At 32.0% G+C, this 26,732-nt stretch carries 31 protein-coding genes and 1 pseudogene; all 32 read right to left on the reverse strand.

Translation table 11 applies throughout. From position 1 onward, the window contains the following. Positions 1-9 precede the first annotated feature (9 nt). Positions 10-525, reverse strand: a complete 516-nt coding sequence (locus Q2T46_RS01215) for a shikimate kinase (RefSeq protein ID WP_303264609.1) — start codon at positions 523-525, stop codon at positions 10-12. Positions 526-567: 42 nt separating this feature from the next. Beyond that, a complete protein-coding gene (locus Q2T46_RS01220) occupies positions 568-1,359 on the reverse strand; it encodes a type 4a pilus biogenesis protein PilO (protein WP_303264608.1) in 792 nt (263 codons plus the stop codon). Between the two features lie 4 nt (positions 1,360-1,363). Further along, positions 1,364-1,894, reverse strand: coding sequence for a PilN domain-containing protein (locus Q2T46_RS01225; protein WP_209454759.1), 531 nt, complete (start codon positions 1,892-1,894; stop codon positions 1,364-1,366). Position 1,895: 1 nt separating this feature from the next. Next, on the reverse strand, positions 1,896-2,855 hold the full coding sequence (gene pilM / locus Q2T46_RS01230) for a pilus assembly protein PilM (protein WP_303264606.1): 960 nt from the start codon (positions 2,853-2,855) through the stop codon (positions 1,896-1,898). Continuing rightward, positions 2,852-3,127 carry a late competence development ComFB family protein gene (locus tag Q2T46_RS01235; protein ID WP_303264605.1) on the reverse strand — a complete coding sequence of 92 codons (276 nt, stop codon included), beginning with the start codon at positions 3,125-3,127 and terminating at the stop codon, positions 2,852-2,854. Before Q2T46_RS01235 ends, pilM begins: the two co-directional genes overlap by 4 nt. Positions 3,128-3,141: 14 nt before the next feature. Beyond that, positions 3,142-3,717, reverse strand: a complete 576-nt coding sequence (locus Q2T46_RS01240) for a pilus assembly PilX N-terminal domain-containing protein (RefSeq protein WP_303264604.1) — start codon at positions 3,715-3,717, stop codon at positions 3,142-3,144. After that, positions 3,707-4,171, reverse strand: coding sequence for a PilW family protein (locus Q2T46_RS01245; protein WP_303264603.1), 465 nt, complete (start codon positions 4,169-4,171; stop codon positions 3,707-3,709). Before Q2T46_RS01245 ends, Q2T46_RS01240 begins: the two co-directional genes overlap by 11 nt. Next, the gene (locus Q2T46_RS01250; protein ID WP_399387800.1) at positions 4,162-4,776 is read right to left on the reverse strand and encodes a prepilin-type cleavage/methylation domain-containing protein; all 615 of its coding nucleotides are present in this window, start codon (positions 4,774-4,776) and stop codon (positions 4,162-4,164) included. The genes Q2T46_RS01245 and Q2T46_RS01250 overlap by 10 nt, the downstream gene beginning before the upstream one ends. Positions 4,777-4,814: 38 nt before the next feature. Beyond that, a complete protein-coding gene (locus Q2T46_RS01255) occupies positions 4,815-5,291 on the reverse strand; it encodes a prepilin-type N-terminal cleavage/methylation domain-containing protein (protein ID WP_303264601.1) in 477 nt (158 codons plus the stop codon). A 4-nt stretch (positions 5,292-5,295) separates the two neighbouring features. Beyond that, positions 5,296-6,051, reverse strand: coding sequence for an A24 family peptidase (locus Q2T46_RS01260; RefSeq protein WP_303264600.1), 756 nt, complete (start codon positions 6,049-6,051; stop codon positions 5,296-5,298). A gap of 48 nt (positions 6,052-6,099) precedes the next feature. Further along, positions 6,100-6,495 (reverse strand): type II secretion system protein, encoded by a 396-nt coding sequence (locus tag Q2T46_RS01265; protein WP_132775288.1) that lies wholly within the window; start codon positions 6,493-6,495, stop codon positions 6,100-6,102. Positions 6,496-6,523: 28 nt separating this feature from the next. Next, a complete protein-coding gene (locus tag Q2T46_RS01270; protein ID WP_303264599.1) occupies positions 6,524-7,738 on the reverse strand; it encodes a type II secretion system F family protein in 1,215 nt (404 codons plus the stop codon). A gap of 29 nt (positions 7,739-7,767) precedes the next feature. Continuing rightward, entirely contained in the window at positions 7,768-8,820 is a 1,053-nt protein-coding gene (locus Q2T46_RS01275; RefSeq protein WP_303264598.1) for a type IV pilus twitching motility protein PilT, read from the reverse strand. Between the two features lie 57 nt (positions 8,821-8,877). Then, positions 8,878-10,572: a GspE/PulE family protein gene (locus Q2T46_RS01280; RefSeq protein WP_303264597.1), complete on the reverse strand. Its 1,695-nt coding sequence runs from the start codon at positions 10,570-10,572 to the stop codon at positions 8,878-8,880. A gap of 155 nt (positions 10,573-10,727) precedes the next feature. Next, the gene (aroE, locus tag Q2T46_RS01285) at positions 10,728-11,579 is read right to left on the reverse strand and encodes a shikimate dehydrogenase (protein WP_303264596.1); all 852 of its coding nucleotides are present in this window, start codon (positions 11,577-11,579) and stop codon (positions 10,728-10,730) included. A 6-nt stretch (positions 11,580-11,585) separates the two neighbouring features. Next, the gene (locus Q2T46_RS01290) at positions 11,586-12,071 is read right to left on the reverse strand and encodes a YqeG family HAD IIIA-type phosphatase (protein ID WP_209454749.1); all 486 of its coding nucleotides are present in this window, start codon (positions 12,069-12,071) and stop codon (positions 11,586-11,588) included. A 141-nt stretch (positions 12,072-12,212) separates the two neighbouring features. Next, a complete protein-coding gene (gene sigK / locus Q2T46_RS01295) occupies positions 12,213-12,908 on the reverse strand; it encodes an RNA polymerase sporulation sigma factor SigK (protein WP_303264595.1) in 696 nt (231 codons plus the stop codon). Between the two features lie 68 nt (positions 12,909-12,976). Then, entirely contained in the window at positions 12,977-14,581 is a 1,605-nt protein-coding gene (locus Q2T46_RS01300; RefSeq protein ID WP_303264594.1) for a penicillin-binding protein 2, read from the reverse strand. A 55-nt stretch (positions 14,582-14,636) separates the two neighbouring features. Further along, positions 14,637-15,848: a U32 family peptidase gene (locus Q2T46_RS01305; protein WP_303264593.1), complete on the reverse strand. Its 1,212-nt coding sequence runs from the start codon at positions 15,846-15,848 to the stop codon at positions 14,637-14,639. A gap of 4 nt (positions 15,849-15,852) precedes the next feature. Continuing rightward, a complete protein-coding gene (locus tag Q2T46_RS01310) occupies positions 15,853-16,482 on the reverse strand; it encodes an O-methyltransferase (protein ID WP_303264592.1) in 630 nt (209 codons plus the stop codon). A 14-nt stretch (positions 16,483-16,496) separates the two neighbouring features. Continuing rightward, positions 16,497-17,528, reverse strand: a complete 1,032-nt coding sequence (mltG, locus tag Q2T46_RS01315) for an endolytic transglycosylase MltG (protein ID WP_303264591.1) — start codon at positions 17,526-17,528, stop codon at positions 16,497-16,499. A 103-nt stretch (positions 17,529-17,631) separates the two neighbouring features. Further along, complete coding sequence (locus tag Q2T46_RS01320; protein WP_303264590.1) at positions 17,632-17,961, reverse strand: YlbF family regulator; 330 nt, start codon at positions 17,959-17,961, stop codon at positions 17,632-17,634. Between the two features lie 12 nt (positions 17,962-17,973). Beyond that, the gene (locus Q2T46_RS01325; RefSeq protein ID WP_303264589.1) at positions 17,974-19,644 is read right to left on the reverse strand and encodes a ribonuclease J; all 1,671 of its coding nucleotides are present in this window, start codon (positions 19,642-19,644) and stop codon (positions 17,974-17,976) included. 150 nt (positions 19,645-19,794) lie between these two features. Beyond that, the gene (locus tag Q2T46_RS01330; protein ID WP_303264588.1) at positions 19,795-20,235 is read right to left on the reverse strand and encodes a Fur family transcriptional regulator; all 441 of its coding nucleotides are present in this window, start codon (positions 20,233-20,235) and stop codon (positions 19,795-19,797) included. 366 nt (positions 20,236-20,601) lie between these two features. Beyond that, positions 20,602-20,910: a DUF1292 domain-containing protein gene (locus Q2T46_RS01335; protein ID WP_209454742.1), complete on the reverse strand. Its 309-nt coding sequence runs from the start codon at positions 20,908-20,910 to the stop codon at positions 20,602-20,604. Positions 20,911-20,975: 65 nt separating this feature from the next. Beyond that, positions 20,976-21,398 carry a Holliday junction resolvase RuvX gene (gene ruvX / locus Q2T46_RS01340; protein ID WP_303264587.1) on the reverse strand — a complete coding sequence of 141 codons (423 nt, stop codon included), beginning with the start codon at positions 21,396-21,398 and terminating at the stop codon, positions 20,976-20,978. 56 nt (positions 21,399-21,454) lie between these two features. Continuing rightward, positions 21,455-21,706, reverse strand: a complete 252-nt coding sequence (locus Q2T46_RS01345; RefSeq protein WP_303264586.1) for an IreB family regulatory phosphoprotein — start codon at positions 21,704-21,706, stop codon at positions 21,455-21,457. An 82-nt stretch (positions 21,707-21,788) separates the two neighbouring features. Beyond that, positions 21,789-24,428: an alanine--tRNA ligase gene (alaS, locus tag Q2T46_RS01350; protein ID WP_303264585.1), complete on the reverse strand. Its 2,640-nt coding sequence runs from the start codon at positions 24,426-24,428 to the stop codon at positions 21,789-21,791. A 107-nt stretch (positions 24,429-24,535) separates the two neighbouring features. Next, positions 24,536-25,476 (reverse strand): annotated as a pseudogene (locus Q2T46_RS01355) (AI-2E family transporter). Between the two features lie 126 nt (positions 25,477-25,602). Then, on the reverse strand, positions 25,603-25,749 hold the full coding sequence (locus tag Q2T46_RS01360) for a hypothetical protein (protein ID WP_303264583.1): 147 nt from the start codon (positions 25,747-25,749) through the stop codon (positions 25,603-25,605). A 16-nt stretch (positions 25,750-25,765) separates the two neighbouring features. Continuing rightward, entirely contained in the window at positions 25,766-26,281 is a 516-nt protein-coding gene (locus Q2T46_RS01365; protein WP_303264582.1) for a PRC-barrel domain-containing protein, read from the reverse strand. Between the two features lie 120 nt (positions 26,282-26,401). Next, the gene (locus tag Q2T46_RS01370) at positions 26,402-26,725 is read right to left on the reverse strand and encodes an MFS transporter (protein WP_303264581.1); all 324 of its coding nucleotides are present in this window, start codon (positions 26,723-26,725) and stop codon (positions 26,402-26,404) included. Between the last annotated feature and the right edge of the window lie 7 nt (positions 26,726-26,732).

The following is a 26,732-nucleotide window of genomic DNA, read 5'->3' on the forward strand; positions in this document are numbered from 1 at the left end:
AACTTGTCTCTATCTAGTTTTTAACTTAGAATATGCTTCAACAACTGCCAAAGCAGCATCGTCTATTCCCATTTCCGATATATCAATTGTATAATCAGCAAATTCATAAAAATGCTGTCTTTCGTCTAAAAGCATTTTTATCTTTCCATATACATCATCTGTCGCAAGTATTGGTCTGTTATCAGCATCACCTAAATTTCTTAAGATTATCTCCGGTCTCGCTTTTAAGCAGATAACAAAACCGTGTTTTCTCAATTGTACTATATTTGACGGATCTAATACAACACCACCACCTGTAGATATGACATGATTTTTTAATCTTGATGCTCTTTTAACTGCAACTTTTTCGATCCCTCTAAAATATTTCTCTCCGTATTTGTCGAATATTTCTGGTATTTTCATCCCACAAATTTTTTCAATCAGACAATCAGTATCAATATATCCAAAGCTTAAAATATCTGCAACCTTCTTACCTACAACTGACTTTCCTGTTGCCATAAATCCTGTTAATGCAATATTTTTCATTGAAACTTTTATCCTCCAATTTTCAATGTTATAAAATATTCATTATTGTTGGTTTGGTGTGACAGTAGGCGCTACTTTTAGACTACTGTTTAATGCACTGTTTATGCTATCTGTTATGATCTTATTTATATCAATTCCTTGAACTGAATTTTGACCACTAGGATTAGTATTCGAACTTTGAGGATTTTGATTTTCCTCAATTAACGGTTTGAAAGGATCTGACTTTCCTTTTATAGAAGGCGCTTCTAAGTAACTTCCCCCTTTTTTATTCATTGAATAAATTACAATATTCATATTAAGTAATAATCCATTAGATTTATTATCACTGGTTATTTCCAAGGATTTTATATCGTTAATTCTTTTTAATGTCTGAATATCTCTTATGAAAGCAGTAATATTTGCATAACCACCAGTGACCTTAATATTAACAGGTATTTCCGTATAGTTATTTTTATTGTTACTGCTTTTAGCTTGTTGATTATTTACACTCTGCTCTTGACCCTGATTTGAATTAAAATTTATCTCTTCAAAATTTACGCCAGTAGATGAAATTACATCATCAAGAGAAACAATAAATTCCTCTATATTCTCATAATCAGGCAGTTCTTCATTGCTAATCTCTATCTTTTGATTAATATTAATTAAACTGTCTTTTATATTATTTAAATTTATTTTATTGTAACTGGTCACTTCCGCTTTTAAGTTTACTACGTCTTGCTTTAATTTATCGATAACTGCAATCTGTGTTGTTAAAATAAATTGATAATACAGACTAAACGATGCAACTATCAGCAAAACGACTATAAGTACTTTTTCTCTTGCTGTCAATTTCATATTATTATACCACCTTAAGCATAATTTGCAAAGTATATTGAATTAAACCATTATCAGACTTTTTTGTATCAAGCAAACTTATATCGTCTACATAATCCAGCTTTCTCATATTAAGCATAAAATCTGATAAATATTTATTCATGTATGTATCACCTGTTATCACAATCACATTACCACTAAATTTTATATCTGTCATTGAAACATTATCTGGAACATTAGATGAAATATCGTCAAGTATTTCTGTAATATCAATTTTCTTTTTCGATAATCTCTTTATAATGTCTTGTTTTGACGAATAGTACTTCATTTTATTTTGAAGCTCAGAATATGAATCTTTTTTGTCCTTTATATTGTTCAATTGTTTATTAAGAACTGCCTTTTCTGATTCGAGGTTCCGTATGTATATTTGGGGTAAAAGTAAAATAGCCATTATAATGCATAACACCACAACAAAGCCAATCAGATTTTTTGTCCTTCTCTTTCTATTCAATTCATGCAATTTTATTTCCTCAGGTATCAGGTTTATATCTTTCAAGTTATTCACCCCTAATCATCGATCCTAATACAGGCATAAAATATGTATATAAATCATCATCACTGGCTGAAACAGGTATTTTAAAATATTCTTCAATATATTTGCCGAGTCCAATGAGCTTTGAAGTCCCTCCTATTAATTGTATCTCATTCAAGCTTTTATGATATGATGACTCAAAAAAATCAAAAATCCTTGATATCTCGATTAGTTTGTTATCTAAATGTTCCTTGATATGTTCTTTTAAATCGCTATACTGTTCATCATCTATTAAAAAAGGTTTTGTCCTTTTATATTCTTCCGCAGAGCTAAAATCTATATTGTACATATTTGCAATTATCTCAGTTATATCATTGCCACCAAATTGTACTATTCTACTGAAAGCATACTTTCCTTCATCTAGCAGTGTAATATCTGTATACGCAGCACCTATATTTACAATCGAAACACTGCCTTTAAGTTTACATAATTTATTTACTGACTTATAAATACAATTGCTGTACACATCTATTACTTCTAAACGCATTTTTAGCATATCTGTCAACTTCACATATTCAGATATCATTTCTTTTGGCGCTGCTACAATCATGACTTTTGTTTTTTTACTATCTACATCATTATCAATTTGCTTATAATCGACGATGTATTCATCTGTATTGGGTATGTACTGATCAATTTCGTATTTTAAAGCGCTTTTTAATTCATCATCTTTCATCATAGGCATTATAATTTCTCTTATTATGATATCCGTACTTGAAACACAAAAAAATAGCTTCTTTTCTTTAGGAAAATTCTTCTTCAAAATTTCATTTAAAAATTGAAAAAGTATATTAATATCTTTTATATATCCATTATTTATACAATTATGAGGTGTCTTTTCGATAATCATATTATTTAATTTTGTATTTTTTTTATCAAAATTACCTATCTTGGTGTAAAAACTGCCTATGTCAAAACCGATCATACATGATCCTCTCCATGGTGCTTATGCTCGTTTACGAAATATGCTGCTTGTGTAATCTTGCTTATAATATCCACCTCAAATTGCCGTTTTAGCTCATTAATCTTCGTATACAGCTCACCTCTTTCTGTATCATAATATTTAGGTGGTAAATTGTTTAGTGTTAATGCCATTATATCAAGCTTGCACTTTTCACATTTACACACATCTAAGTCCTTTAATACACTGTCAAGAGTATCTTTTACTGCTTCTTCCATGTAATTTCTTAATTCCATATATATTCTCTCCTTTAATTTGATGGTGGTATATTGTCAATTGTCCAACTGCTAATAGTAATTGGATTACTAGTAGCCTGAAGATTTAAAATAAGGTCTGCGTGTCCATAGCTTTTTATATTTCTATAGATACCAACAGTTTCAACATGAATATTATATTGCATTCCTTCTTCTTGATTAAATGAAATACTACTTATCTTGTAAATTTGTCCTGTATTTCCTAAGGCAACATTACCTTCATTTAAATATTTATTAAAAACGTAACTGTATAAATAATTTTTCGTATCGTTAAATATCAAAGAATACAATTGATCCATACTAACCTTATAAGTTCCTTTTTCCATATCGTAATTATTATCAATAATTCTTTGTGCATTGTTTTTTAACGCAGTAAGTAGATTTGTATTAAACTCTGATTTTAAAATATCAAGCCCTGCCTCAGCAGCATATCTTGATAAAACATCATTGCCATATGAAGCCGAAATTTTAAATTCAGTTAATGAAAGTTCTAAAATAGAAACGCCTAAAACGGTTAGTATTAAAATAACCATCAAAGTAAATATTAGCGCAGAACCTTTGCTATTGGACATTTATAACACTCTTTCTTGGGAAAATATCAGTAGTCAATGAAAATCTACCAGTGCCGTCACTATTTTGACCTACAATCTCAATATTTAACACCTTATTATTCTTTAATATTACATTAAATTCAACAATGTTTGTTGCAATTTCATGTCCACGATTTTGATCTAAATATATCTTATTATCTTTGGTGTCTAGCTGTATATAATTGCCATCTATAACAAGGCCATGACCATTATCAATTATATTTATTGATGATGGTCCTTTGTCTAACTGATTTACAATATAATTCATGGCATATCTGACATTTTGTTCAATGTCAATATTATATTGTGTATTTTTATACGATTTGTATCCTGAATAATATAAAGAAGAATAAATCGAAATTACAATTCCTAATAATGCTAAAGTCACCAATAATTCTACCAATGTAAAACCATTGTTGTTTTTTGTTACCACCATTTTAACCACCAAGGAATTTTTAAATTCACGCTTTTTGCAGCATTTGTTGCTATATCTTTTAATGTCCTAATATTTTTATTCCATGAATCAATTATATTATTAACAATTGTTATCACACCACTTAACCCTAACTTAGGAAGTACAACAAAAGAAGCAAATAAAGCTGCCCATACAACGACTATTACTAAAGTAACTATGTCTTTCAATCTATTTATTTCATCATCATAATTACCATTGTCAGAATAAATATTAGGTGGTGTATAGCCAGTTATTTCTGCAGATGGTGCGACAGCATATAGTACAAAAGGTTGCATATTTGATTGCAATTTGCTAATACTAATTTTGTACTTTGTAACTCCATTTCCCATATCAACTTTTGACTGATTTGGATCTTCTATCAGATAATAGTCGCTTGGTATGTTCCAATTAGACACATTTGTGTTTCCTGCCTTTATGTCTTCTGCTATACTTTGTGCGATAGTAGCTTCTTTAGTTCTTATTTTTGAATCTGCATTTGTAATTACTGACTCATGAAATACTCCTAAGAGAGGTATAGCCGCAATCGAAAATAGCGCTATTGCAACAAGCACTTCAATCAGTGTCATGCCAAATGAATTTTTTAAATATTTCAACTTACTTCACCTCAATAATTCCCCTTTATCATTACTCTTCCTGTAGCAGGTAAAATGGTTATGTCTATCCTTTTTTTTGAATTTAATAAACTTATTGTACAGCCACCTGGTGTTGGAGCACCTTGATCTGAAAAAGATATTTCTAAAGGGTTTTCATTAATATTCCAATATACAGTAATACCATCAGGTAATATTTTTGTTTTTACCTTTTTAACCATTGTACCAGTTTTCTTTATGTAATATCCTTTATGGTCCGATTGTAGTATTAAATACAAACTTTCATTTTCATGAATATTTTTATACTGGACGTATCTTATATCGCTTATAAGTTCATTCGCCACCATTCTTAAACGCATCTGGGATGTCTTTGAACTGAAAAAATCTGTCTTAGGGAGTGTTATCAATACGATGATAGAAAATATCGACACTACTGTTATTAACTCTATCAAAGTCAATCCATTCTCATTTTCTTTTAAAACTCTCCACATGTTTTCATCCTCTTATAAGTTTTATGTATAGATTCAGCAAATCATATCCGTATAATATAGAGATAATACAAGCAGTGCTTATGTACGGTCCAAATGGGATGTAATCCCTTCTCGTCTTGATTTTTAAGGCAATCAATAATACACCTCCAACGGCACCTAGTAAAACAGCTATAAATAATGTGGATATTGTAAGCTTCCATCCTATGAAAAGACCAATCAATGCCATAAGCTTTATGTCTCCTCCCCCCATTCCTCCCCCTGACAATAAGGATATAAGTAGAAGCACTCCACCTCCTAAAAAAAAGCCTACAATATAATCCCATACTCCATAATTAAACATCAACACTCTAAATATTGCCCCAGCTATCAAGCCTATCAAAATTATTTTGTTTGGTATAATCTTGTGCTCTATGTCTATAAATGTTATGACAATCAATAATGACACTAAAAATGCGTAAGACAATGACTTTATAGATATACCAAAATATATAAATAATATAAAATATATGAGTCCTGTTGTAAGCTCTACAATAGGATATCTTATGGATATCTTATCACCACAGTATCTACATCTACCTTTCAATATAATGTAACTAAATACAGGCACTAAGTCATAGGGCTTTAATTCGCTTTTGCACTTTGTACAATGGGATGGAGGATACACTATCGATTCATTCCTTGGAAGTCTGTATATAACGACATTTAAAAAGCTTCCTATTGTAGTGCCAAATATAAAAATAAGCAGGTATAAAATAAACATTTTTGCCTCCTAATATGAGAATAGGGGGCACTTTAAAGTGCCCAAAAACTACTGAATTATTTCGTACTTTGACGTGGCTAACGTTGCACCATTCTGACCTATTGATACACTTACAGTGTTAGTACCCTTGTCTATTTTTATAGCGAAATCATCTTCACTATCAGATTGTGGTTTAACGTCAGAATCTAGATATCCATCAGTTGCTAATTTATCAGTTGTTAATTGTGTGTTTTCATCTGCGTGATCAGTTATCCATCTTGCTGCCGCTTCTGCAATAGTTTGTGCCGTTGCTTTATCAGCATTAATTTTCGCTTGATTTAAAGTACCTGTATATCTCGGTACTGCAATTGCTGCAAGTATTCCTAGTATTGCTATTACTACAATCAATTCTATCAATGTAAAACCTTTTTCATCTTTATTTAATGCCTTTACAAACCATGCCATGTTTTTCACCCCCTTCCCAATAAATTATCTATTGACCTACAAAGTTATACATCTGGAACATAGGCATCACAATTGATACTACTATGAACCCGACTACCGATGCTAATAGGACTATTATCAAAGGCTCTATCAAAGTTGTCATCTGTGACACAGCCGTGTCAACTTCACTGTCATAAAAATCTGCCGTCTTTTTCAATATACTGTCGAGAGATCCTGAATCTTCCCCTACTCTTACCATTTGAATCACCATGGGTGGAAATATATTCATCTTTTTCAAAGGCTCTGCAAGGCTACTTCCCCTTTTTATATCTTCTTCAGCTTTTTTAAGCCCATTTGCAACAATTGAATTCCCCACAACTTTTTCTACGACAGACAATGCCTCAATAAGCGGTATTCCTGAACTTATAAGTGTTGACAGTGTACGTGTAAACCTAGATGTTATTATTTTTATATTTAAAGGCCCAAATATAGGTATCTTCAGTATAAGTGCATCGTAAAATTCTTTTCCCCTCTCTGTCTTTAAAACTCTTGCAATCATGAAGGCTAACAACAAAATGTCGCCTAAATACACATACCAATAATGCGAAATAGATTCACTTAACCCTAAAAGTATCAAAGTAGGCATCGGCAATTGTGCACCTGCATTTTTAAACATGCTTACAAATGTAGGAAGAACATTTGTCACAAGAAATATAACTACAAATATTGCAACGATAGAAACAATCATAGGGTATGCCAATGCTGATTTTACCTTCTGGTTTAGATTATTTTCTTTCTCAAAATGATCCGCCATCTCATTTAAGACATTGTCAAGAGTACCGCTTACTTCACCTGCTTCTATCATGTTAAATAAAAGCATTGGAAATACATCAGGATGTTTTCTCATTGACTCAGAAAGGCTTTTCCCTTTTTGTACATCTTCATATACATCTGACAATGCCTTTTTTAGCTTTTTATTTTCGACCTGCTCTGCCATAGTTGCCAGTGATGTCACTATTGGAATCCCTGCATTAATAAGAACTGCAAACTGTCTGCAAAAAACCGCTATGTCCTTTACCTTTACCTTACGTGCAAAACTTATGCTTTCAAAGACATCTTTTTTATCTTCTTTTTCTTTAACATCTAATATGTAATAATTTTTCTGTCTTAGATTATCTATACAAGATGACAATGTATCAAGCTCAAGTGAGCCTGTTATGAGATTTCCATCAATATCCTTTGCCTTATATATATAAGTTGGCATATTAGCCATCCTTTCAAACATTTGTATATCTACAATGCCAATTTTGAAAAGTTTTCCCTGTCTACACAGTATGTCAATGCATCATCCATCGAAATCAAATTCTTTTTTAAAAGCTGTGATATAGACATATCCATTGTCATCATTCCAAATTTACTTCCTGTTTGAACCATTGATTGGATTTGGAATGATTTACCTTCTCTAATCAAATTTCTTATAGCAGGAGTCGCTATCATTACCTCTACTGCCACAACACGTCCTGAATTATCAAGTTTAGGCAGTAACTGCTGTGAAATTATGCCTTCTAATACATTCGAAAGCTGTACTTTTATCTGCTGCTGTTGATGTGGTGGAAAAACATCTATAATCCTGTCAATAGTCTTAGCAGAGCCTATGGTATGCAATGTAGATAGTACGAGATGTCCTGTTTCAGCGGCAGTTATAGCTATCTGTATCGTTTCTAAATCTCTCATCTCACCTACAAGTATAACATCAGGATCTTCTCTTAAAGCAGCCCTTAATGCACTAACATAAGACAATGTATCGTGACCTATCTCCCTCTGGTTAACTATGCTTTTTTTGTGTTTATGCAAATACTCTATCGGATCTTCCAGAGTCAATATATGGCAATTTCGCACATCATTTATCAGATCGATCATAGAAGCAAGCGTTGTAGATTTTCCACTGCCTGTTGGACCTGTTACAAGTATAAGGCCACGAGTTTTCAATGAAAGTTCTTTTATAACCTTTGGAAGCCCCAATTCATCGATAGTCGGTATTCTTAGTGCCACAGACCTTATCGCAAGGCTATATGTACCTCTCTGTTTATAGGCGTTTATTCTAAATCTTCCAAGCCCTTGTACAGAATACGAAAGGTCTATGTCACCTGTCTCTTCAAGTTTTTTTAGTTCATCGCTTGAAAGCAAGTCCTTTGTGATTTCTTCCGTATCTTGCGGCGTCAACTGTGGCAAATCAAGCTTTATAAGTTGCCCGTTGATTCTTAATACAGGAGGAACACCTACCGTTACATGTAAATCAGATGCACCGTTTTTTACAACTAACGTCAATAGTTCAATTGTTTTCATCTTATCACCTTAAACAAGTAATTTAAAAATAGTCATCTATAACTTATCAAAGTTCATTTAATAACTATCATCATACGTCAGTCTAAGCATTTCATCAATTGTGGTAATACCATCTAAAACAAGCTTTTTTGCACTTTCTCTAAGTGTATTCATGCCGTTTGAAACAGCTTCATTTGCAATCACATCTGCCGAAGCCTTTTCATTTGTAAGCTCCTTTATCTTAGGTGTCATCATCATTATTTCATATATTGGAACTCTGCCTCTATACCCTGTTTTATTACAGACGGCACATCCTCTACCTTTATGCAATTTAAGAGATTTTTCCGTATCTAGTCCTAGAATAAGCTTTTCTCTGTGAGATGCCTCATACTCTATCTTACAGTTATTGCATATTTTCCTCGCCAACCTCTGTGCAATAACGCCAACAATCGATGAAGAAACAAGATAAGGTTCTATCCCCATATCGATTAGCCTCGTTATCGCGCCTGCAGAGTCATTTGTATGTAACGTAGACAAAACCAAATGCCCTGTAATTGATGACCTTATGGCTATTTCTGCAGTTTCTCTATCCCTTATTTCACCAATCATTATTATATCAGGATCTTGTCTTAATATGGATCTTAAAGCCGCTGCAAACGTAAGGCCTGCTTTTTCATTGACCTGTACCTGATTCAAACCTTCAAGTGTATATTCAACCGGATCTTCAACGGTTATTATATTTATATCAGGCTTATTAAGTTCGTTTAGCATAGCATAAAGTGTTGTAGTCTTACCGCTTCCAGTAGGACCTGTAAGAAGAATTATGCCATTGGGATGGCGCAGTAAATCATCAAACAACTTCATGTCCTTGTCATTCAAACCTAATTTATCTTTAGTAATTATATAACCGCTTTTATCCAATATCCTAAGTACAAGTTTTTCTCCATAAATTGTAGGCAATGAAGACGCTCTTATATCGATATTTTTACCATCCACAATTGTTTCAATCTTTCCGTCTTGCGGCAATCTTCTTTCTGCAATATTCATATTTGCCATTATTTTTATCCTTGTTATGACAGGTCCTTGAGTGCTTTTAAAAACTCTCATCGCTTCATGCAGTTCACCGTCAACCCTAAATCTTATCCTTAAATCATTTTCTGTAGGCTCTATATGTACATCAGATGCACGATTTTTAACTGCTTGTTCAATAATCGAATTAACAAGCCTTACTGCAGGTGCATTGTTTATCTCATCTTCCGAAATACCTTTTAATAAATTGCTATCAATTTCTATGCCATCTTTGCTTAACTCTTTCTTAAAATCTTGTACTGCCTTTTCCGCTTCTTCTTTGCCAAAAACTCTATCAATCGCTTTTAATATACCATCTTCAGAAGCAATCAACGGTTTTATTTCTTGCTTCGTTATAAGCTTTATATCATCTATAGCAAATATGTTAAGAGGATCTGCCATTGCAACAAATAGACCATCATTATCCTTTTTTATGGGTATTGCAACATGCCTTTTAGCTAATGATTCCGGAATCAGTTTGGCAACATTTGGGTCAATAAAAACTTTTTTTATATCGATATGTGGTATACCAAGCTGAAACTCTAAAGCCTCAATGATTTGCTCTTCCGTCAAATACCCCTCTTTAACAAGTATTTTACCAAGTTTTTCACCTGTCATCTTTTGAATCTTTATGGCATTATTAAGCTGATTTTCATCTATCAGACCGACTTCTACGAGAAGGTCTCCTAATTTCTTCTTTATCATTAAGGCCCCTCCAAAATAAATAAAGCCGACAATGATGCCGGTTGCGCCACCATATCAATGAGTCGTAAAGCGCCCAAATATAGACTCACATCATCTACATCTACCAATTCTAAAATTATTCAAAAACTGAAATTACCTATAAATTATATTCTACATTATTTAACAAAATCCTTCTTTTTAAGAATATTTAAAATAATACTCCTGTTGAAATTCACACCAGTCCATATTTTAAAAGAATGATTTGCTTGGTTAATAAGCATATCAAATCCATTAAGATTTCTAATACCGCATTTTTCTGCATAACTTAGCAATAGTGTCTTTTCAGGATTATAGATAATATCATAAACAAATTTTGCTTTTACTACGACATTTTCATCTACTGGAGATAAATTAATATTTGGAGACATACCGACGCTTGTAGCATTTACTAGAATATCTATTTCTTCAAGCTGATTCAAATCATCATACGTAACATCAATACAATTTATGCCGAGATTATTTTTTATGTAGGTGCTAAGATTTCTTGCCTTTTCTTTCGATCTATTTGCGACAATTATTGTTCTGACACCTGCAAGCGAAAGTCCTACTGCAACAGCTCTTGCGGCACCACCAGCTCCAAGTATTACCGCATTTTTCCCTTCAACTTCTATACCATGCTCTTTAAGTGATTCGGTAAACCCTGTAACATCAGTATTGTATCCTTCTAATATTCCATTATTATTTTTTATCGTGTTAACTGCACCTATTAGCTTCGCTTCATCAGATACATAATCTAGATATTTTATGACATTTTCTTTATGAGGCACCGTAACATTTATACCTTTTATGCCTAATGCTTTTATACCTAAAATCGCATCTTTTAAATTTTCTTCATATACATCAAAAGACACGTAAACCGAGTTTAAATTATTACTTTCAAATGCCGCATTATGTATTAATGGTGACAAGCTATGTCCAATAGGATGTCCTATTATCCCGTAAATATCAGTTTTTGTGTCTATGCGCATATCTTCTCACACCTTTTTTAATACTCTTCTTTCAAGTTTTCTCATCAATTTAGTCCAGCCAAACTCTTCACTTGATAAAGGCCTTACAAGTATTGTGAAGAGTCCAACTCTGTGTCCTCCAAGTATGTCTGTAAAAATTTGGTCACCAATGATGGCAGTTTCTTCAGGCTTGGAATCAAGCATTTTTAAAGCCTTATAAAAAGCAGCTTTTCTTGGCTTGATTGCCCAAGAAACTCCTTGTATACCTATATTTTTTGTAAAATTATTGACCCTTTTCGTCGTATTATTTGATATCAAACAAATTTTAAACCCTTTTGATTTCAAAAACTTAAATAAATTAATAACTTTTCGATCAGGATTTAATATTTTTTGAGGTACAAGTGTATTATCAATATCAAAAACTAATGAAGTTATACCTCTTTCTTTTAATTCCTCAAAATTTATATCGTATATTGAATTTACATACATATCAGGAATCAATTTTTTATACAATAAATTCACCCCAAACTTACTTTTTAATTATACTTTATAAAAAAATAAACTGTCAATATAGACAGCGTCAGATTTATGACAATAAATTTGAAAATTATACTTAGTCTAAACTTTTAAGTTTTTAAACATATAAATTCTTTATTACATCGTCATTTCTTTAAATAATTTGTTTAATGCTTTCTTTTCTATTCTTGATACATATGACCTTGAAATGCCAAGCATTTTTGCTATTTCCCTTTGCGTCTTGGCACCGCCATTTACGAGTCCATATCTCAATTCTATTATCAACTTTTCCCTGCTTTTAAGGGCACTATTTATCTTGCTATATAGTTTTTTTATCTGCATCTTTAACTCTACCTGTTCACTGATTTCATCTGTTTCAGTGCCTAATATGTCAATTAGCGAAATTGCATTACCTTCTTTATCAATACCTATGGGATCCTGCAATGAAATCTCTGATTTTATCTTTTTTTCAGCTCTCAACGACATCAATATTTCGTTTTCAATGCATCTAGCTGCATATGTTGCCAAATGTGTTCCTTTTGAAGCATCATAAGTTGTAATAGCTTTTATAAGCCCGATTGTTCCTATTGATATCAGATCATCGACATCTTTTCCTGTATTGCTGTATTTCTTAACAATGTGTGCTACAAGTCTCAAGTTCCTTTCAATCAAAATGTTCTTCGCCTCTTCGTCGCCGTTTTTATAAGCTTCAAAATATTTTTTTTCTTCTTCTGCTGTAAGAGGCTGGGGAAATGAACTAGCATTTGTTAAATAGCCAAAATTAATTATATCTTTTACAATTGACGTAATTAGTGCAATAAGTGTTGCCCACATTATTGACACCTCCATATTTTAAGTCACATAAAAAAATATATGCGCGCTAAAATGTTTAGGTGCAAGTCTTATTTATAATATTTCATTATTTCTTCAGCAATTTCTTTAAATATTGGAGCTGCTTTAATTCCTCCAATATCACCATTTTTCACAAACACAGATATGGCATAGACTGGTTTGTCATACGGCACAAAGCCTGTAAACCACGCGTGATATATGTTCTTTTCTCTGCTAACTTCAGCCGAACCGGTTTTCCCTGCAGATTTATATTCTGTCTCTGCATTTTTACCTGTTCCATTGGCGACAGCATCTCTCATCATTTGCTTTACGCTTAATGCTGTACTTTCACTGATTACTCTGTACGAATTCGTCTTATGGAGATTTTCCACCACTGTGCCATTCTCATCCACAACGGCTTTCAAAAGATTTGGCACATTTCTTATACCGTCATTTGCAATTGTAGCTGCAATGTCCGCTGCTTGCAATGGAGTCATAGTAACATCACCTTGACCGATTGAAAGATTTCCTATACCTGCACCGTATGTATTATTCAACAAAGGCAATGTACCTACTTGTTCTTCTACAGGTAAATTATCATCTTTTGTAATTCCAAACTTTTTTGCCATATCAATTATATTGCTGCCTCCTGTTTTTTGCCCAATTTTTATAAAAGTAGTATTTGATGAAACTTCAAATGCTTTATTAATATTTATTAAGCCATTCGATTCACCCATGAAATTATGATAAATTACACCGTCTATATTTATATATGGCTCGTCAATAAAATTGTCGTATACATTTACTTTTTTATTTTCCAATGCCGCAGATGCCACTATAATTTTAAATATGGAACCCGGCGGATATTCAATCAATGCTTTATTCAACAATTCTTCATTTTTGCTGTCAAGGTAACTGCTTATCTTGTTTTGATCGTAGTTTGGCCTTGAAGCCATAGCTAAAATATCGCCATTTTTCACATCCAATACAACCGCCGCTCCATTTATCTTATTTTTATCTAAAATATCTTCTACTGCTTTTTGAATATGATAATCCAATGTAGTCTCAATGGAAAATACTTTATTTTGAGAGTTTATAATCTTTACACCCAAGCCTTTTAAATAATCGTTGTAATTATCTTTAAAAACGGCAACAGATTCATTTCCGCCAGAGCTTAACGTTTTATTAAATGTGTTTTCCAATCCATAACTTATTGTTCCATAATAACCTATTACATGCCTTGCTAAAGAATTAGAATCATATCTCTGAGGTGTATCCATCTTAAAGAGTCCAATTGGTAAATTTCCTTTGTATGTATATTTACATTTATATTTAATAATATCCTTTTCAGAATTTAGATCTTTATATATTTCCATGTCTGAAATTCCCGTTATTTTATTTAAAATTATTGACGCCGTTTTTTTGTTTACAATCATACCTGGTATAGCATAAATATATTCTGTATAAGTTCTATCAGTAAAAGGTATTAAATTTCTATCATAGATTTCACCTCTTCTCTTTTCCAAATTTAGACTCTCCATCTTCTGTTGGACAGCAATTTTAGCGTATGTTTCTCCTTTTATATATTGAATATAGAATAATCTCATTAGTAAACCTAATATTAATAATGTTATAACAATATTTAAAGCAATAATTCTAGTACTTTTTTTATACATAAAAAAACTCCTTTCTAGGATTATTATTCCCTTAAAGGAGTTTCACATACATAAATTAAGCTTTTTTCCTCAGCATGTAGTATTTCCCAACTTTCCTCTCAAATGGTATTTTAACTATCATTTGTGGATGTGGTGCAACTTCTATTTCATTCCCATCTGCATCATACATCCTATTGATAACCTCAGTAAACATATCATGCGGGCCAATAATTTCAACCTCATCACCTAAAAAGAATCTATTTCTCTGCTCAACTATTGCAATTCCATTTTCTTCGTCATAATCGAGGACCATTCCTACAATATTGTAATTTCTTATATATGACGATGAATTATAATTTTGTGATTCAGCTCCCGGCTTTCCAAAATAAAATCCAGTCGTAAAATCTCTATTGCTAACTTTGCCCAATTCTTCTAAAAGTTCTTCGTCAAAAACGTATTTATCACCAAATTTAAGAAAATCATCTATAGCCTTTCTATAAGCTTTTGTCACAACAGCAACGTAATATGAGCTTTTATTTCTACCTTCTATCTTTAAACTAGTAACACCAGCTTTAATAATATCCGGAATATATTTTATCATACATAAGTCTTTAGAATTCATTATATATGTTCCTCTGTCATCTTCTTCAATGCTCATATATTGACCTGGTCTTTTCTCTTCAACAATATAATATTTCCACCTACAAGGGTGTGTGCATTCACCTTTATTTGCATCTCTACCTGTTAAATAATTGCTAAGAAGACATCTGCCAGAATATGAAATACACATTGCTCCATGAACAAAAACTTCCAATTCTAAATCATTAGGAGTTTTTTCTCTGATTTCTTTTATCTCTTCTAATGACAACTCTCTTGCCAGAACTATACGCTTTGCGCCAAGATTATGCCAAAAAATTGCGCTTCTGTAATTAACGTTATTTGCTTGTGTACTTATATGAATCTCAAGTTTTGGTGCAACATCCCTTATTACTGAAAAAACTCCAGGATCCGAAACTATTACAGCATCTATACCAGTTTTGCTTACTTCATAGATGTATTCAGGCAATCCCACAAGATCTTCATTGTGGGGGAAAATATTCACAGTTAAATATGCCTTTTTCCCATGCTTTTTAACATATTCAACCGCATATTTAATCTCATCCATATTAAAACCAACTGTAGCTCTGAGTCCATAATTGCTTCCACCAAAATAAACAGCATCAGCTCCATAATTTATTGCAATTTTTACTCTCTCTATATCACCTGCAGGTGATAACAATTCAACCATTTTTTCACTCCTTTACACTTATAGACAATCCATCGCCTATAGGAATAATCGACGTAGATATTCCTGTTTTGTTCAAAATATATGAAATAAAATCCCTCATCCTGTAAACTATTGTCCTGCGTTTATGTTTAACATGTACTTCATTAACTACATATCCTTTATACAAAATATTATCACAAATCAAAACACCATTATGTTTCAATACTTTTAAAGACTCATCAAAAAATTCCTTGTAATGTCCTTTTGACGCATCGATAAATATTAAATCATATTTTCTATTAAGACAAGGTAAGACATCCAATGCATCACCTTTTATTAACTCCACTCTATTTAACAAGGAGGCTTTAATGAAATTTTCTTTTGCTATCTCAGCCATATCCATGTCTTTTTCAATAGTAAAAACTTTGGAATTCTCATATGCTGATAGCATTACGATAGAAGAATAACCAATGGCTGTACCTATCTCCAAAATATTTTCTGGCTGTTTGATTTTAATAATTGTCTCCAAAAATTTAGCAACTTCAGGTTTTACAATAGGAATAAAGTTTTTATTTGCGTAATCTTCAATATCTTTTAGTATCCCCTGTCTTGTATCAAATAATTGTCTTATAAATTTTACGTCACTATCTATCATCTAAATCAGCACCTCTAATTTTTATTAACACTTTTTTCTGCATTCAACTGATCTAAATACGTCTTGCTAAAAATGTGAGAACCATCACTTTGAGCTACATAGTAGTAATAATCATGTTTTACAGGATTTAATGCTGCTTCTATAGATTTTAATCCCGGATTGCTAATAGGACCTATAGGAAGTCCATAGTTTTTATAAGTATTGTACGGAGAGTCAATTTTTAAATCATCAAGTGACAGTTTTTCCTTATGCTTTCCTAAAGCGTATTCAACAGTTGCATCAATCTGCAATTTCATATTTTTGTTTAATCTATTATAGATCACTCCTGCAATTAAAGGTCTATCTTTATCAATTTTGGCCTCTTTTTCAATCATCGACGCTATTATAATTATCTTGTCAGTTGACATACCAACATTTGTTTCATTTCCTTTTATATAGGTTTTATACACTTCATCAAATCTAGATAGCATAAGATTTATAATATCATGTGCATTTGTCCCTTTTTTTATAATATAGGTATCCGGAAAAAGATATCCCTCTAAGCGGTCAGGCCTGTCTTTAGGTAAATCTTTTAAAAAATCATAGTTGAATACTCCATTTTCAGCCTCATTAATAAAATCATTTTTATTAACTATACCCATTTGCTGTAATCGATCTGCGATTTCATTTACTGTAAACCCTTCAGGTATGGTAAATTTCACAGTATCCACTATTGATTTTCCACTTTTTAACTTTTCTATTATTTCATCAGTAGTCATATTTGAACTTAAAAGATATTTTCCAGCTTTCATTTGTACACTATCGTCATAAAGACGTGCCCGCATTATAAAAAACCATTCACTTTTTATAAGATTGTTGCTGCGCAAAATTTTTGCTATTTCAACAGTCGAAGAACCTGATGGAATAACAACCTCTTTTTGTGTTGAATTATTGTCAACAGGCTTAAAAAGACTTTCATAATAGATTACAGATGATAACACAAAGAAAACAAAAATTACTATGATTGCTATTCGCCTTTTTTTTCTTTTGTCCTCTACTTTAATCATGTTTTGCTCCCCTTAAAAACAAAAATCGACACTTTATACAAAGATTATATAATTATATACAAATAAAAACAAGTAAGGTTTTATTCTTACTTGTTTCTACTTATTATTTCAAATTAACAACATCCATTATAATCTTTGTAATATCATCCATTATACGAGAAAAACTGTACTCAGCGGAAAGGTAAGCATTTAATTCTGGATTGAGACTTAATATCTCATAAAGCTTCTTTAACTTTTCTTCATCTTCTTTTGTAACTTCTTCTCCAGTTAATTCTTTAGTTTGAATTTCTAATTGTTTCTTTCTAAAATCCTCCAGCATTTTTTTATTTTGTTCATTAGATTCAATTTTTTTAAATGCTTCTTTAAATGCTTTATATTCAGGCAGCTCTTCAATAGCTTTCTTTAATTCATATGCTTTATCATATACATTCATTTTTCAATCCTCCTATATTTCCATTATTATTGGCAATATCATTGGATTTCTCTTAGTTTTTTCATACAAAAAGCTACTTAAACATTCTTTTATCATCGTCTTTATTGACGACCATTCTGTTATATCATCCTTTTCACATTGTAAAAGAGTTTCTCTAACTAAATTTTTAGCTTGTTCCATCAAATCTTCTGACTCCCTGACATATACAAATCCTCTTGATATTATATCAGGTCCAGCAATTACGGAACCTTTTTCCTTAGAGATTGTTACAACAACTACCAACAATCCATCTTGAGAAAGGTGTTTTCTATCCCTCAATACGATATTACCTACATCACCAACACCTAATCCATCTACTAACACTTTGCCAGCAGTCACAGAACCGGCAATCCTTCCAGAATTTTTCGTAAACTCTATAACCGTGCCATTATCGGCTACAAATATATTTTTAGGGTCCATACCAAGATCTTCTGCCAATCTAGCATGCTGTTTCAAATGTCTATATTCTCCGTGTACGGGAATAAAAAATTGTGGCTTTATTAGTGTGTGGAGTAATTTAATCTCTTCTTGACATGCATGGCCAGAAACGTGTACGTCCGCTAATGCATCGTATATTACTTCAGCTCCTTTCTTAAAAAGCTGATTAATCACCCTTGATATTAACTTTTCATTACCCGGTATCGCAGATGCAGATATTACAACTGTATCACCTGGTACTATCTCAACTTTTTTATGTTCAGACGATGCCATTCTTGTCAGTGCTGACATAGGTTCACCTTGGCTGCCTGTAGTAATAATAACTACCTCACTGTACGGAAGTTTATTTGCTTCATCAATATCTATAAAAGTACCTTCCGGTATGCTTAAATACCCTAATTCATTAGCAACATTGATGACATTAATCATACTTCGTCCTGATATCGAAACTTTCCTTCCATATTTATACGCTGAATCAATTATTTGCTGAACACGGTGAATATTTGATGCAAATGTTGCAACGATTATGCGCTGTTCCGCTCTTCTAAAAATATTGTCAAAGGTATCACCGACAGTTTTCTCAGACATTGTATAACCAGGTCTTTCAATATTCGTGCTATCGCACATCATTACAAGCACGCCTTGTTCTCCAAGTTCAGCAAATCTGTGAAAATCCGCTACTTCTCCTCCTATCGGCGTAAAATCTATTTTAAAATCGCCAGAATGAAATACCGTACCAATAGGCGTATGAATAGCAAGTGCTGCCGAATCAGCTATGCTATGAGATGTTCTTATAAACTCTACTTTAAGCTGTCCAAATGTTACTGTTTCACGAGGCTTCACCGTTACCAACTTACTATCTCTTAAAAGCCCATTTTCTTTTAATTTATATTCAACCAGACCAAGCGTTAAACGTGTTCCGTATACAGGCACATTAAGCTGCCTTAAAACGTATGGTAATGCACCAATATGGTCTTCATGTCCGTGTGTTAAAACAATAGCTCTAACTTTTTCTTTGTTTTTTAACAAATATGAAATATCCGGAATAACAAGGTCTATCCCCAGCATCTCATCATCAGGAAAAGCAAGACCACAGTCAATGACTATAATGTCATTTCCGTATTCAATAACAGTCATGTTTTTCCCTATTTCGTTCAATCCGCCCAAAGGTATGATTTTTAATTTCGTTTTATTTGTCAAATACATATCTCCCTTCTTTTTTATATATTGCTAATAATATTTTAACCAACGACAATAAAACATTACCCGTACACACACTAATTAATTGTATTATACTTTATTTGGTGATCATCTTCAAGTAGATATAAAAAAATTGAGCCTGTCAATCCGACAGGCCTAATTTTTATTTTGCTTACATTTACTGCAATATCCAAAAAATTTTACATTATGATCGACAATTTGAAAATTTTTTGTATTCTCTATAGCATCTTCTAAATTTTCTAATAGGTCTTCTTCCATTTCTATCACACTTCCACATTTTAAACAAATTAAATGGTGGTGTTGATGGTCTTCATTATGATAAAGCTCATATCTACTTCTTCCATCGTCAAAATTTAATTTATAAATTACTCCGAGTTCATCAAACAGTTGCAATGTCCTGTAAACTGTTGCAAGACCTATTTCAGGATATTTTTCTTTAACTAGATCATATATTTCCTCAGATGACAAATGTTTTTCACGATTTTCTATAATAACATCAAGTATAGCACGTCTTTGAGTCGTTAACTTAAATCCTTTTTGCTTTAAGCTTTCTTTTATATCATCAATTTCGTTCATTTTTTCACCACCTTACATTTTATTTATTTATAAAAGTTTATGCTTAACATTCTCAATTGTCAACTATTTTTATAAAAATAAAATCAATTTTTAGTCGAATATAATCCTATATTAGCACAAAAACAGATATATTTTCAATTGAAACTAAACAAAAATTTCATAAGCACTTAATTATTTGAAAAATGCAGGCATTTATTGGCTTAATACTATTCTTTTTGAAAATTAACATATTTATAGTGATAATATAACGGTTAGATGTGAGAAATTAGCAATTTAAAATGGTGTTATTTCCCAGGTAATATTTGTAATAATTAGAGGTTTTAATTTTTCGATAATACTAAAAAAGATATACCTAAATAGGTATATCTATTCGTTGTCGTGGTCATGATCACAGTCATCATCGCAACAATCACAATCATACTCTTCCATCAATTCATTATATGCTTCTACTACATCATTAAATTCATCTTCGTCTTCTATCCCAACGAATATGTCTTCGCCGTTTTCATCTTGTTCAACTCTCAAAATATATGCGTCATCACTATCGCTATCTACAGGTGCAACAACAGCATATCTCGTATCATCAAGCTCAAAAGATGAAATAAGTTCAAAGTCTACTTCATTTCCGTCCTCGTCAATAAGCTCAATAATGTCATTATTAAGTTCGTTATCCAAAAAAATCACCTCATTTCTTATATCAGGATAATCTCATTGTATTATACAAAAAATTTCCTGTCAAGTTAAATTAATTTCCTTTTATGATCAAGATACCCTTGTAGAATTATCGTCGCTGCCAGTTTATCTATGACTTTCTTTCTCTTGTCCCTTCTCATATCTGCATCTTCAATAAGCATTCTGTTTGCCTCAACCGTCGTTAATCTTTCATCCCACAACAATATAGGCAAATCTATTTCTTTTTTTAGAATTTCCACAAAATTAATGACCTTCTGCCCTTGAGGCCCTATAGTTCCATTCATATTCTTAGGAAAGCCTACAACAATTTCTTCAGCTTTAAAACTATTTATAATTTTATTAATTTCTTGTATATCATCATCTAGATTTGACCTTTTAATAGTTTTTATTCCCTGTGCTATTAAACCTGATGGATCACTTATAGCAACTCCAATCGTCTTATCACCAACATCTAAACCTATAGTACGCAATTTTATTCTCCCCAATCAAATGCAATATGCCCCACACCACAGTGTGAGGCTAAATTCTATTTTTCAAGATAATTTTTAACAAGTTCTTCTACTAATTCATCTCTTTCGATCTTTCTTATGAGATTTCTAGCATTTTTATGACTAGTTATATATGTAGGATCACCTGATAGAATATAACCTACTATCTGATTTATAGGATTATATCCCTTCTCCAATAAAGCATCATAAACTGACTTTAATATATCTTCAGCTTTGTTGTCTTCATTTTCAAAATGAAATCTTACGGTTTCATCATTGCGGTCAGCCATTTTTATCACCTCTATGGGATTTTCATTTAATATATTATACGTTTATAATATATTAAATGATGAATACAAGTCAAGTTTAAGTTTATATTATTTGAAATTTTTCCTTAACCAACATCTTTGATACGTTCAAAGCTTCGTCAACTTTATCCTGGTTATTACCAACGCCTTGTGCCATATCAGGTCTTCCGCCGCCCTTTCCTTCTGCAACTTGGCACACTTCTTTTATAATAGTTCCAACATTTATACCAAATTTAACTGCGTCTTTTGTAGCCATTCCTACAAAATTAATTTTTCCATTTCTTATTGTGGCAAATACTAAGACAGCACTCTTTAATTTGTCTTTGAGTATATCGCCCAACATTTTCAGTTCATCTACATCTAAATCATTTAGTACAGCGCTAATAAATTTCACCCCATTAAAGTCTACTGCTGAATTAGCTAATCTCTCAGATGTAGACAAAACAATTTTTGATTTCAACTGCTCCATCTGTTTTTCATAGTCCTTTATAGTTTGACTCAACCCAATAATCCTATTCACAATGTCTTTCTCATTAACTTTAAGGATTTGACCAACATTAGCTATTATTTCCTCTTTTTCATTTAAATACTTTATTGCATTTATCCCAGTTACAGCTTCTATCCTCCTGATACCTGCAGCAACACCACTTTCTGAAATAATTTTAAATACTCCTATATTTCCTGTATTATTTACATGCGTTCCTCCGCATAGCTCTTTGCTGTAATCTGATACATTTACGACTCTGACAACATCACCGTATTTTTCTTGAAATAATGCCATAGCACCTTTTTTTAATGCCTCATCTTGTGACATAATTTCAACCGAAACATCTATGTTTTCGTATATTTTCTCGTTAACCTCATTTTCTATAGCCTTAATTTCTTCATCAGTAAGTGCTTGATAATGAGTAAAATCAAATCTGAGCCTTTCCGGCGTAACCAAAGATCCCGCCTGATGTACATGATCACCTATAAACTTTCTCAATGCGCTATGAAGCAAATGTGTTGCAGTGTGATTTCTGGCTGTACTAAGCCTATTCTTATTGTCTATCAAAGCTTCAACTGTGTCACCTACGCTTAAAATACCTCTTTCAACAGTACCTATATGAACAAACTTGTTTCCACCAGCCTTTTTACAATCTTTTATATTGACAAGAACATCTTCATTTTTTATAACACCTTTATCACCAACTTGCCCACCACTTTCTGCATAAAACGGCGTCACATCCAAAACCACGTTTACTTCTTCTCCAGCTTCAGCAGAATCAACAATTTCATTATCCTTTATAATAGCCAAAACTTTAGCATCTGACTTTACTGAGTCATAGCCTACAAATTTTGTTTCTATATCTTTCAGTGTTGAATAAATATCTTTTTCCCAAAGAGCATTATCTTCTTTCCTGCTACTTCTAGCCCTTAATCTCTGTTTTTCCAACTCTTTTTGGTATTCATCTTCATCTACCGTCATACCTGACTCATTAAGTATTTCTTTTGTAAGTTCTATAGGAAAACCATAAGTATCGTATAATTTAAATGCCTTATTTCCTTCAAGGACGGTTTTTCCTTCGGATTTTAGATCGTTTATATACTCATCAAGTATACTTAACCCCTGATCAATTGTTTCTTTAAATCTTTCTTCTTCTTTTTTTATTACTTTCTTTATATAATCTTTTCTTTCTATAAGTTCAGGATATGCTCCAGAATAATGTTCTACAACAACATCCACAACGGTATGTAAGAATGGTTTATCAAGCCCTAATAATTTTCCATATCTTGCAGCTCTCCTTAAAATCCTTCTTAAGACATATCCTCTACCTTCATTTGATGGCAATATACCATCAGATATCATGAAGGTAACCCCTCTAATATGGTCAGTTATAACCCTTAAAGATACATCGTTTTTCTTGTCGTCTCCATATTTCACACCTGCCATCTCGCCAACATAATCAGTAATCCCACGTATAACGTCAACGTCAAAAATGCTATCAACGCCCTGCATAATTGTAGCCATTCTCTCAAGCCCCATACCTGTATCTATATTTGGCTTTGGCAATGGGTTATAATTACCTTCTGCATCTTTGTCAAATTGCGTAAATACAAGGTTCCAAAATTCTATAAATCTGTCACAATCACAGCCAACTCCGCAAGTTGGCTTCCCGCAACTTTTTTCTTCACCTCTGTCAAAATATATTTCAGAACACGGCCCACACGGACCTGTGCCAATCTCCCAAAAATTATCTTCTTTACCCATTCTGACGATTCTCTCAGGCGGAAGTCCTACAACTTTGTTCCATATATCGTAAGCCTCATCATCGTTTTCATATACAGTTACCCATAGTCTGTCTTCCGGCAATTCCAAAACCTTCGTCACAAACTCCCACGCCCATGGTATTGCCTCTTTTTTAAAATAATCGCCAAAAGAAAAATTGCCCAGCATTTCAAAAAAAGTCCCATGCCTTGCCGTTTTTCCAACTCTATCTATATCAGGAGTTCTAATACACTTTTGGCATGTAGTAACTCTTTTTCTTGGTGGAATTTCCTTCCCTGTAAAATACGGTTTCAAAGGAGCCATTCCCGCGTTAATAAGCAATAAACTTTTATCATTTTTAGGCACAAGTGAAAAACTTGGCAATCTTAAATGCCCTTTACTTTCAAAAAAACTTAGATACTTCTCCCTTATCTCATTCATTCCGAGTTTTTCCATATATATCCTCCTTAAGTTTACAAAAAAACGTCCTGCAAGGGACGGCAAATACCTTCTCTTTTTATGTATATTTTACAAGAAAGCCTAATTAAAGTCAACAATTGCTATTATACCTCAATAAAAACGTCTTTTAATATAACTTTAATCATAGCCACAACAGGAACAGACAAAAGCAGCCCCCATATTCCAAAAAATTCTTCTCCAACTAAAAGTGCAACTATTACAGTTATAGGATGCAGATCTACACTATCGCTCATGATTTTTGGCGCAAAAAATGCGCTTTCAATTTGCTGTACTAAGAAAAATATGATAAATGCCCAAATACCTTTGTAAAGAGAATCAATAAGTCCCATCATAATGGCAGGAATAGATCCCAGTATTGGTCCAAAATATGGTATTATATTTAAAATTCCAGCTAAAATACCTATCAACACTGAATATTTTACTTTTATTATCATAAGTCCTATCGATGTTAGGATAGTTACAACAGCAGAAATGTATATTTGACCTCTTATGTATTTACTCATAACACCGTCTAAATCTTTTAATATCTTTGCAAATCTGCCTCTCATCTTCTCAGGAATTATCTCTTTTATCTCACTTTTTAATATATCTTTATCTTTTAATAAGTAAAATGTAATGATAGGTGTCAATATCAAATTTAATATATGACCAGTCAGTGAAATAATGCTTTGTATTGCTGCATCTATCATAGATGCAATTTCTCTATTGAGCATATTAGTATGTTTTACAAATACAGTGCTAAATTCTTTTGGCAGATATGCTAAATAATTATTTTTGATATCATTAATTTTATATGTTAGATCATCAATATATCCGGGAAGCATTTTAAAAGACTTGACATTTCATTAGTTATTATTGGAAATATAAATAATACAGTTAATACTATAATACATAACAACAAAAAATATACAATTAATATCGATTGCACCCTTTTTATGCCTTTACCTTCAAAAAACAACACAAAAGGATTAATAAGGTAAGCAATCAAAATAGAAATAAAAATGGGTAACAATATTTCCTTGATTTTATCTATATTTTTAAATGCAAAATACAAAATAAAAAGTACAATAATTATTGTTATGATATATGTAATATATTTTTTGCTTATTTTCATGCAAAACACCTTTTAAATAAAAGGGCTAAAAGCCCTTTACATTTTATTTGCTCTACGAGCAATCTTTGATAAACCAATCTGAATCATTTGCATTGCTTTTTTCGAACTGATTTTCGGCATAATAAATGCTGTCAACGCTGCACCAGCTAAAAAGCCTTTTATATATTTGCCCTTGTCTTCCATTTTAACCCTCCTATTTCTAAACTTTAATCAGATTATTAAGTCCACCTCTCGTAAAAAACATTGTCCCATCTTTGATGATTATTTTGCCATCAAATTTTTCAATACATTCTATGTTGACAATTCTTAGCCCTTTAAATAGGTCAGATGAAAATCCTCTACTAATCTCTGCATAAAGTATTATTCGCTCTTTTTCATCTAATATCAAATCATATATCTTTCCCCAATAGTTGCCCCTATTATCATAAACATCTTTATTAATTATATCGTTGCTGCCATTTTCTACATCATTTATAGATTTCACATCTAAATCTTTTATAGCATCTTTATTATTTATACACACCTGTTTATTTATACTTATTATATTCTTATTTTCGACTATCTTTGGTGATTTTAGTATTCCACCTTCTTCTATAAGTACACCTTTTATTTTTCCCTTTAAGTCACCATATAGCACATTTTTGACAGAACCTATTATCTTATTATCTTCTGAGGATATTATTGGCATACCTATAATATCTTTTACAAAAATCACAATAATACCCCCCTTCAAATTTCTTTCTTGTATTAATTTTGCCCTATAAAGATAAAAAAATACACTTTATAAAGTGTATTTTTGGGTACTTATTTGATAAACAATACATCCGCCACAAATTTAACCAGAATATTCGTATTTGCGTATCTTATTTATTGCAAAAAACAAAATTAATTCAAATAACAGGCTTACGGCTCCCGCATAAAAAGCTATACTAATACCACTATTTTCTGCAATAGCACCGATTGAAATGCCACTTAATATTTCCCCTATAGAACCAGCCATACTATACACCGATAACATAGTTGCCCTATATTGATCATTTAGTAATCCATTTAGATAATAATCCATGATTGGTTCATAGACACCTGTGAACAATCTGAATAAGATAAATACTAAGATTTTAATTTCACTTTTATCGCTTTTATAATTTATGTAAATCAAAAAAACA

The sequence above is a fragment of the Thermoanaerobacterium sp. CMT5567-10 genome, assembly GCF_030534315.2.
In the GTDB taxonomy this organism is placed as follows: Bacteria; Bacillota; Thermoanaerobacteria; order Thermoanaerobacterales; family Thermoanaerobacteraceae; genus Thermoanaerobacterium.